Annotated in this window: 8 protein-coding genes; 6 read left to right on the top strand and 2 right to left on the bottom strand. The window is 72.1% G+C overall.

What is annotated here, in order from left to right:
• A partial coding sequence (locus H5J26_RS24885; RefSeq protein WP_181768200.1) for a discoidin domain-containing protein occupies positions 1 to 1,034 on the top strand: 1,034 nt, incomplete at its 5' end.
• Positions 1,035 to 1,192: 158 nt separating this feature from the next.
• Here H5J26_RS24885 and H5J26_RS24890 read toward each other — a convergent pair.
• Entirely contained in the window at positions 1,193 to 1,732 is a 540-nt protein-coding gene (locus H5J26_RS24890) for an HNH endonuclease (protein WP_181768201.1), read from the bottom strand.
• A 378-nt stretch (positions 1,733 to 2,110) separates the two neighbouring features.
• Between H5J26_RS24890 and H5J26_RS24895 the strand changes: the two genes are divergently transcribed.
• The 5 genes from H5J26_RS24895 (at position 2,111) to H5J26_RS24915 (ending at position 8,261) form a co-directional block, all read left to right on the top strand.
• A complete protein-coding gene (locus H5J26_RS24895) occupies positions 2,111 to 3,136 on the top strand; it encodes a mechanosensitive ion channel family protein (protein ID WP_181768202.1) in 1,026 nt (341 codons plus the stop codon).
• Between the two features lie 129 nt (positions 3,137 to 3,265).
• Positions 3,266 to 4,501, top strand: a complete 1,236-nt coding sequence (locus tag H5J26_RS24900; protein ID WP_181768203.1) for an ROK family transcriptional regulator — start codon at positions 3,266 to 3,268, stop codon at positions 4,499 to 4,501.
• 50 nt (positions 4,502 to 4,551) lie between these two features.
• The gene (locus H5J26_RS24905) at positions 4,552 to 5,865 is read left to right on the top strand and encodes a 6-phospho-beta-glucosidase (protein WP_181768204.1); all 1,314 of its coding nucleotides are present in this window, start codon (positions 4,552 to 4,554) and stop codon (positions 5,863 to 5,865) included.
• Positions 5,856 to 6,869 (top strand): N-acetylglucosamine kinase, encoded by a 1,014-nt coding sequence (locus H5J26_RS24910; RefSeq protein ID WP_181768205.1) that lies wholly within the window; start codon positions 5,856 to 5,858, stop codon positions 6,867 to 6,869. Before H5J26_RS24905 ends, H5J26_RS24910 begins: the two co-directional genes overlap by 10 nt.
• A gap of 51 nt (positions 6,870 to 6,920) precedes the next feature.
• Positions 6,921 to 8,261, top strand: a complete 1,341-nt coding sequence (locus H5J26_RS24915; RefSeq protein ID WP_181768206.1) for a serine hydrolase domain-containing protein — start codon at positions 6,921 to 6,923, stop codon at positions 8,259 to 8,261.
• 68 nt (positions 8,262 to 8,329) lie between these two features.
• Here H5J26_RS24915 and H5J26_RS24920 read toward each other — a convergent pair.
• A partial coding sequence (locus tag H5J26_RS24920; RefSeq protein ID WP_181768207.1) for an FHA domain-containing protein occupies positions 8,330 to 9,181 on the bottom strand: 852 nt, incomplete at its 5' end.

Consider the following 9,181-nt stretch of genomic DNA (forward strand, 5'->3'; position numbering starts at 1 on the left):
ACGGACCGGAAGGCGGTTCCGGGTCCCGGCCCGGCAGGCCCTCCGGCACTCCCGCGCTCACCGTCCAACTGCCCGAGCGGCGGCCTCTGGAGACCGTCACCGTGCAGACGGGGCCGGGCTCGGGAACACGCGCCCGCGTCGAGGCACACGTGCCCGGCAAGGGCTGGCGGCACCTAGGGCCGCTCTCCGCCAGCGGCTGGACGCAGCGGGACGCCGGAGGAGTGCGGGCCGACGCCCTGCGTCTCGCCTGGTCGGAGGGCTCCGACGAGCCGGTCGTGCACGAGATCACGCCCTGGTACTCCGACAGCCCGGACGCCTCGCTCTCCCTGTCCAAGGACGAGATCTACGCCCCCATCGGCGGCGGTACGGGCAAGGTCACGGCCGAGATGCGTGCGCGCCGTCCGTCCGACGTACGCGGCAAGGTCACCGCCGAGGCCCCCGAGGGCTTCACCGTCCGTGCCACCCCGGACCGCACCGTCGTGCCGCGCGGCGGTATCGCGACGGCCCGCGTGGAGATCGAGGCCGACGCCTCGGTGAAGCCCGGCACCCACCGCATCGAGCTCTCCTTCGGGGGTGAGCGGCGGACTCTGACCGTGAAGGCCTTCCCACGGGCCGGCGGCCCGGATCTCGCTCGCGACGCCGAAGCGACCTCGTCCGGGGACGAGACGGCGGACTTCCCTGCCTCAGCCGTCAACGACGGCCGCAGCAGCACCCGTTGGTCCTCGCCCGCCGAGGACGGCGAATGGCTCCAGCTGAAGCTGCGCCGTCCGACGCGGCTCGGCGAGCTGGTGCTGCACTGGCAGGACGCCCACGCCGCGCGGTACCGCGTCCAGGTCTCACCGGACGGGAAGCGGTGGCGCACCGCCGCGACCGTGCGTGACGGCGAAGGCGGCCGCGAATCGGTCCGGATGGACGCCCCCGAAGACACCCGGTACGTCCGGGTACAGGGAGACAAGCGGGCGACGCGCTTCGGTTACTCGCTGTGGTCCGTCGAGGCCTATGCCGTCCAGGAGGACGGCCCCCGGGGCGACTGACCGGGCGGCAGGGCACGGGACGGACCGGACAAGCCGGGCAGTCCGGACGGGCTCAGCCGGATGGTCCGGGCGCATGCTGCCCGGACCATCCCGCAAGGTGCCGCGTGTGCACGGCCCGCGAACCCGCGAAGGACCTGCGGAAACAACAAAGCCCGGTCTCAGGCAGTCGCTCTGCCTTCGATCCGGGCGAGGGCGTCGTCCGCGCCGTATGGCTGTAGATACGGCATCCAGCGCGGATCACGGTGCCCCGTGCCGATGATCCGCCAGGCGAGGCCCGACGGCGGCGCGGGTTGATGGCGCAGCCTCCATCCGATCTCGGCGACGTGGCGATCCGCTTTCACGTGGTTGCAGCGGCGGCACGCCGCAACCACGTTCTCCCAGGTGTGCTGTCCGCCGCGGCTGCGCGGAATGACGTGGTCGACGCTGGTTGCGATGCCACCGCAGTACGCGCACCGGCCACCGTCACGGGCGAAGAGCGCCCGGCGGGTGAGCGGAACGGCGCCCCTGAAGGGCACCCGCACGAAGCGTTTCAGTCTGACCACGCTGGGTGCGGGTATGACGCGGGTCGCGCTGTGCATAAGGGCGCCGGACTCCTCGAGGCTGATCGCCTTGTCGTTGAGCACGAGGATGAGCGCGCGACGTAGCGGTACGACACCGAGCGGCTCGTACGACGCGTTGAGGACCAGGACATGCGGCACGGTGCCTCCTTGTACGCCTGCGGCGCGTGGCTCGCGCCGGGACGATCTGTACTCAGTGTGTCCCGTGCCCTGGCCTTTTCGCCACCACGACCGTGTAACGCCCCGAGCGTGTTTTCAACCACACTCCGTCCTCCCCCCGGAACACCCGCCCCTCCGCCGAACTGTGAAGACGGTCGTGATCAGTCGTCTGCGAGGGCGTCCGAACGGCCGGATCGTGTGCATGCAGACCCTTGCGGCCGGTTGTGAACGTCGTGCGCCGTTAGTGTGGTTGCCGCGTCCGCTCGCCCTCGGCGACGGGCCAACTCTCCCCGCACGGAAGGTTCTGCTGTGTTCAGGCTGATCGGCTCCGCACCTTCGTCCCCACTCGCGGATCCGCCCGTGACCGGGTCGGGAAGCGGAGGCAGACCGAACGGCCCCGCGTCGCTCGAGGACGCGCAGGAATCGGCCGCCGACGCCGCCGGCTGGATCGAGGCGAACTGGTCGACCTGGGTGTCGATCGGGCTGCGCATCCTCCTCATCGCTGTGATCGCAATCACGCTGCGGTACGTCATACGGCGTTCCATCAGCAAGCTGATCAAGCGCGTGAACCGGAGGGCGGAGGCCACCGACAGCGCCAACGCGCTGCGCGGCCTGCTCGTCAGCGGCGAGCGGCGGCGGCAGCGCTCAGAGGCCATCGGCTCCGTGCTGCGCAACATCGCCTCGTTCGTGATCATCGGCACCGCCCTGCTGATGGTGCTCTCGGACCTCGGCATCAACCTGGCCCCGCTGCTGGCCAGTGCGGGCGTCGCGGGCGTCGCGCTGGGTTTCGGGGCCCGCGACATCGTCACGGACCTGCTGGCGGGGGTCTTCATGCTCCTGGAGGACCAGTACGGCGTGGGCGACCGCGTCGACGTCGGGGAGGTCTCCGGCGTCGTCCTGGAGATCGGCCTGCGTGTGACGCAGCTGCGCGGCGACGGCGGCGAGATCTGGTACATCCGCAATGGCGAGATCAAGCGGGTGGGCAACCTCAGCCAGGGCTGGGCCACGGCCGCGCTCGACGTCCAGGTGCGTGCGGAAGAGGACCTCGACGAGGTCCGTGCCGCCATCGTCTCGGCAGGTGAGGAGCTGGCGAAGAGCGAGCCCTGGGACGAGCTGCTGTGGGAGCCCATCGAGGTGCTGGGGCTGGATTCCGTGACGCTCGACTCCATGGTGATCCGGGTCTCGGGCAAGACCATGCCGGGCAAGTCGCTGGGCGTCGAGCGCGAGCTCAGGTGGCGCATCAAGCGGGCGCTGGACCGGCGGGGCATCGAGAGCGTGGACGAGGAGTCGCTCAGCCTCCAGGCCGCGCGGGGGCACCGACCGCCCCCGGAGGCCGCCGCCGGTGAGGGAGGCCGGCCGGTGCCCCTGCAGAAGCTCCGGAAGTAGCCCGCGGCGGCACTGGCCGAAGTGCCTCCCATTGACGCGGCTGAGAGCGGGACCCTACTGTCCGCGTAACTGGAAAGCTTCCTAACAATGTTCCGGCGCCCTGCGCGCCCGAGGGCGGAGGCAGCACGGATGGCCGGGATGACGCCGGGAACCCCGCGCGTACTGCGGGCGATGAACGACCGCGCCGCCCTCGACCTGCTGCTGGAGCAGGGCCCGCTGTCCCGGGGACGCATCGGCAAGCTGACCGGGCTGTCGAAGCCGACCGCGTCCCAGCTGCTGTCCCGCCTCGAAGCAGCCGGGCTGGTCGTCGTCACCGGCCGGAGCGAGGGCCTGCCGGGGCCGAACGCGCAGCTCTACGCCGTCAACGGCGAGGCCGCCCACGTCGCCGGAGTGGACGTCACCACCGCCCGCATCCTGGCCGGAGTCGCCGACATCGCGGGCCGCCTCGTCGGCACCTTCGAACTGCCCACCCCGCCGCCCACCACCAGGCCGGGCCACCGGCAGCAGGGGGCGGCCGGGCTGGTCCTCCAGGCCGTGGAGGGCGCGGCCAAGGCCGCCGGAGTGCACCGCACCGACCTGCACCGCGTCGTCATCGGCACACCCGGGGCCTTCGACCCCAGCACCGGCCGGCTGCGCTACGCGTCCCACCTGCCCGGCTGGCACTCGCCCTCGCTGCTGGAGGAGCTGGCCGCGGCCCTGCCGATGCCGCTGGAGTACGACAACGACGTCAACCTCGTCGCCGTCGCCGAGCAGCGGCTGGGCGTGGCAGGCGGCTACGAGGACTTCGTCCTGCTGTGGAACGAGGAAGGCATAGGCGCCGCCCTCGTCATCGGCGGGAAGCTGCACCGCGGACGTACGGGTGGTGCGGGCGAGGTGGGGTTCCTTCCGGTGCCCGGCACACCGCTCGTACGCGACCCCGAACACCTCAACAGCGGCGGCTTCCAGGCTCTGGCGGGGGCCAACGCCGTGCTGCGCTGGGCGCACGAACTCCGCCTGCCCTACGAGCAGGAGGCCGCACTCCACGACAAGGCGGCCGGGCTGATCGCCCGCGCGGTCGTCGCGGCAGAGGGCGAGAACGAGGACGGTCCGCACGGCGAACTGCTGCGCCGCTTCGCCACCGGTACGGCCGTCGGGCTCGCCTCCATGGTCGCCGTGCTCGACCCGCAGTTGATCGTGCTCTCCGGCGGCGTGCTCGCCGCGGGCGGCGAACCGCTGCGCGAGATGGTACGCGCGGAGCTGACCGAACTCGCCGTTCCCAGGCCGCCGTTGATGCTCGGCACGGTCACCGGCGCGGCCGTGCTGCACGGGGCCCTGGAGAGCGCCCTCGCAACGACTCGCGACGAGGTGTTCGACACCACGCGCTGACTTCACGTCCCGCGGGACGTGCCCTGACATCGCCTCGGAAGGCAGACGACATGAGACTCGCAGTGGTCGGCGGCGGCTCCACGTACACGCCCGAACTCATCGACGGTTTCGCACGGTTGCGCGACACCCTGCCCGTCAGCGAACTCGTGCTGATCGACCCGGCGACCGACCGGCTGGAGCCGGTCGGTGGGCTGGCACGCCGCATCTTCGCCAAGCAGGACCACGGCGGCGAGATCATCACCACCACCGACCTCGACGCCGGGATCGCCGGCGCCGACGCCGTGCTGCTGCAACTCCGCGTCGGCGGTCAGGCGGCACGGCAGCAGGACGAGACCTGGCCGCTGGAGTGCGGCTGCGTCGGGCAGGAGACGACCGGAGCGGGCGGACTGGCCAAGGCGCTTCGCACCGTCCCCGTGGTCCTCAACATCGCCGAGCGCGTCCGCCGCACCAACCCCGACGCCTGGATCATCGACTTCACCAATCCCGTCGGCATCGTCACCCGCGCGCTGCTGAAGGAGGGGCACAAGGCGGTCGGCCTGTGCAACGCGGCCATCCACATGCAGCGCACGTTCGCGTCCCTGCTGGAGGTGCGTCCCGAGGAGGTCCACCTCGACCACTACGGGCTCAATCACCTCACCTGGGAACTGGCCGTGCGCCTGGGCGGCCCGGACGGCCCGGACGTGCTCCCCCGGCTGCTGGAGGAGCACGGCGACAGCATCGCGAAGACCGTGCGTCTGCCGCGTCCCCTGCTGGACCGGCTCGGCGTCGTCCCCTCCTCGTACCTGCGCTACTACTACGGGCACGACGAGGTCGTCGAGGAGATGGGCACGAGGCCGTCGCGGGCCGCGGAGGTCGCCGCCATGGAAAGGGAGTTGCTGGAGATGTACAGCGACCCCGCCTTGGCCGAGAAGCCGGCGCTGCTCGGCAAGAGGGGCGGCGCGTTCTACTCGGAGGCCGCGGTGGCGCTGGCGGCGTCACTGCTCGGAACGGGCACTCAGGCGGGCGCCGGCACGGACTCGGGACGGCCCGGCCAGGGTGCGAGCCCGTCCGTGCAGGTGGTGAACACCTTCAACGACGGGACGCTGCCCTTCCTCCCCGACGACGCGGTCATCGAGGTCCCGGCCGCGGTCACCGGTGCGGGCGCCGTGCCGCTGCCCGCACCGGCGATCGGTCCGCTCCAGGCGGGACTCATCTCGCACGTCACCGCCTACGAGGACCTCGCTCTCGACGCAGCGCTGCGGGGCGGCCGCGACAGGGTCTGGACGGCTCTGATGGCACACCCGCTCGTCGGGCAGCACCGCGACGCGGAGGCCCTGACCGACAGACTGATCGCTCACAACCGGGAGCACCTTGCGTGGGCCTGAACTCCGCCTGTCTCGCCATCGACGCGGGCAACACCAAGACCGACGTTGCAGTCGTCGCCACGGACGGGACCGTCCTGGGCAGCGCCCGCGGAGGCGGCTTCCACCCCCCGGTCTCCGGGGTCGACGCAGCCGTCGAGGACCTCGGCCGTACGGTCGCCCAGGCACTGACCGACGCCGGAGCCGACCCCGCTGAACCCGCGGCCCCCGCCGGACGCGCACCGCTCGCGCACGTCTCCGCATGCCTGGCCAACGCCGATCTGCCGCGCGAGGAACGTGAGGTGACCTCCGTACTGGCAGCTCGCCGCTGGGGGAACACCACGCACGTCGCCAACGACACCTTCGCCATCCTGCGCGCCGGGCTGCCCGACGACCGGTCGGTCACCCACGGAGTCGCGGTGGTCTGCGGGGCGGGCATCAACTGCGTCGGGCAGCACGGGGACGGGCGCACCCACCGCTTCCCCGCCCTGGGCCTGATCTCAGGCGACTTCGGCGGCGGAGGCGGACTGGCGTCGGAGGCGATCTGGCACGCGGCGCGCGCGGAGGACGGCCGCGGCGAACCCACGCAGCTCGCGCGGGCGCTCCCCGGCCACTTCGGGCTGCCCTCGATGTACGCCCTGATCGAGGCCCTGCACATGGGGGACCTGCCCGGTTCACGCAAGCACGAGATCACCCCGCTCCTCTTCACCGTCGCCACCGCGGGGGATCCCGTCGCCCGTGCCCTCGTGCACCGTCAGGCCGAGGAGATCGTCTCGATGGTGACGGTCACCCTCACGCGCCTCGGTCTGCTGCACACCGAGACACCCGTCATCCTCGGCGGCAGCGTCGTGGCGGCCCGCCATCCCCTGCTGCACGACCACCTCGTCCGCGAACTGGCGGACGTCGCCCCTCTCGCCGCACCTCAAATCGTCACCGCCCCACCCGTCCTGGGCTCCGCCCTCCTCGGCCTCGACCGCGCCGGCTCCTCCCCCGACGCGCACGCCCGACTGCGCGCGTACTACGCGTGAGAACGTGCTGAGCGAACGAACTGTGTGAACCGCGGACCCGGGGGGGCGACGATGCTGGACCTGCTCGACGAGCGCTGCGCCGTGGCGATGGCCGAACACGGCTGCCCGTCGCTCTCCGTCGCCGTCGTCCAGGACGGTGAAGTGGTCGTGGCCGAGGCCTACGGCTGGGCCGACGTCGCCGCCCGGAGAGCGGCAACACCCGGTACGGCGTACGCGATCGCCTCGGTCACCAAGCCGATCACGGCCACCGCGGTCTGTCTGGCAGCCGACGAGGGACTGCTTCAACTGGACTCCCCGGTGCCGATCGGTGCGGGTGAGCAACAGCACACGCCCACCGTGCGACAGCTGCTCCAGCACACGGGAGGCCTGGCGGCCCACTACGACTTCCACTACGGCGACGGGCGGCGCCGTATCGACGCGGCCCACTACACGGTGCTCCGACGGAAGCCGGGCAGCCGCTTCGAATACGCCAACTCCGGCTACGGGCTGCTGGGCAGGGAGCTGGAGGCGGCCACCGGACAGCCGCTGGAGCAGTTCTTACGCGACCGGGTCTTCGCACCGCTCGGGCTCCATCACTTCCACCTCGCCCCGGCCCACCCCGAGGCGGGCGCCGCGGCAGTGCGGTACACGATCGACGGACGTCCCTACCCGCCGTCCTGCGACACCAGCCACCCGGCAGCGTCGATGGGCTGGGCGACCGCCCCCGAACTCGCCCTCTTCGCACAGTCCTACGCCCGGCTGCTCAAGCCTGGGACGGCCGCGGCCACTTGCGAGACCGTCCCGGTCAACGCCCGTCTGGGATACGGGCTCGGCTGGTGCCTCTCCCGCGGCGACGGACCCTTGGTGCGCAGCCACGGCGGCAGCATGGGCGGAGTCGCGGCGATGACGGTCGCCGTTCCCGAACAGCGGCTCTCGGTCGCGGTGCTCTCCAACTCCACGGGCAAGGCGGCACGTGACGCCGTCGTCCGGTACGTCATGGGGGATCTGGTCCCCGGATTCGCCGCCGAGCAGATCTCACCGGCGCTCCCGGACACCTCACGCCCGGCTGAGCTACCGCACGACTCGTGGTCCGGCCGGATCGGCACGCCCGAGGGGGACGTCCCCCTCACGCTGCGGCTGACTCCGGACGGCCGGGCCGAGGTGAGGGCCGGAGGCGACAGCGATGTCGCGCAGGTGGTCGCCTGGGGCGAACTGGATCTGCGAGGTGTCTTCGCCGTGCAGCTGCCGACCGCCGACGCGCGGGTCGACAGCCCCCTGCTGGGTCTCGAACTCAGCCTCGAACAGGGGCGGTTGAGAGGCGTCGCACGCGCGTACAAGGACGGCGACCGTGAGGGACTGCTGGGCAGCATGCTCACGCATCCCTGCGAGTTGGCGGAGTCCTCGAACCAGTGACGCCGTCCGTCCCCGCGGGGACGGACGGCGTCACTGGTGAGCGTGCACAGGGTGGGCGCTCGGCCGTTCTAGGTGAGGTGGACGGTGATCGTCGTCCACGCGCCGACGTGGACGCGGTCGCCGCTCTTGAGCGGGACCGGCACGAACGGCTGGATGGGGTCCTCGGCGCCGTTGATGGTGGTGCCGTTGGTGGAGTCCTGGTCGACCACCGACCAGCTGCCGTCGGGCTGCTGGACCAGCACGGCGTGCTGATGGGAGACACCCGGGTCCTCCGGCGTCCGGGCCAGGTCGATGTCCGGCGACTCACCCGTGGAGTGGCGGCGTCGGCCGATGGTGATCTGGTTGCCGATCAACGAGAGCTGCTGCTCCGGTGAGTACGCGGGCAGGTTCAGTGCTGACGCCTCGGGACCGCTGCGGACCATCATCGCGGCGAAGTACTCGCGGTCGGGCGCGATGACGGCCACCCACTCGCCCGAAGGCATCCCGCCCTGCTGCAGGGGCTGACCCGGCCCGGGCTGACCCTGCTGCTGCGGCGGACCGGGCTGCTGGGGCTGGAACTGCCCGGGAGGGGCAGGCGGTTGCGGCTGCTCCTGCTGTGCGGGGCCGCCGGGCGGAGGGATCGTCCAGTCGCCGCTCGGCGGGGACGGCTGCTGCGGTCCGCCGTGCGACGGGGGAGCCATCGGCTGCGCCTGACCCTGCACAGGGCCCTGCCCGGGGCCTTGGCCCGGGACCTGACCCGGCCCCTGACCGGGAAAGCCACCGGGTCCGGGGGCGGGCGCCTCCGGAGTCAGCGGCTCCGCCGGCCGGTTCATCTGGGACAGGCCGGAGCTCTCGTAGTCGTACTCGCGGTCCTGCCCCTGCCCCGGACCGCCCGGGAAGGGCGGCGGCGGTGGCGGACCCTGCTGACCGAGCGCACCGGG

The sequence above is a fragment of the Streptomyces albidus (ex Kaewkla and Franco 2022) genome (genome assembly GCF_013870515.1).
Lineage (GTDB): Bacteria > Actinomycetota > Actinomycetes > Streptomycetales > Streptomycetaceae > Streptomyces > Streptomyces albidus.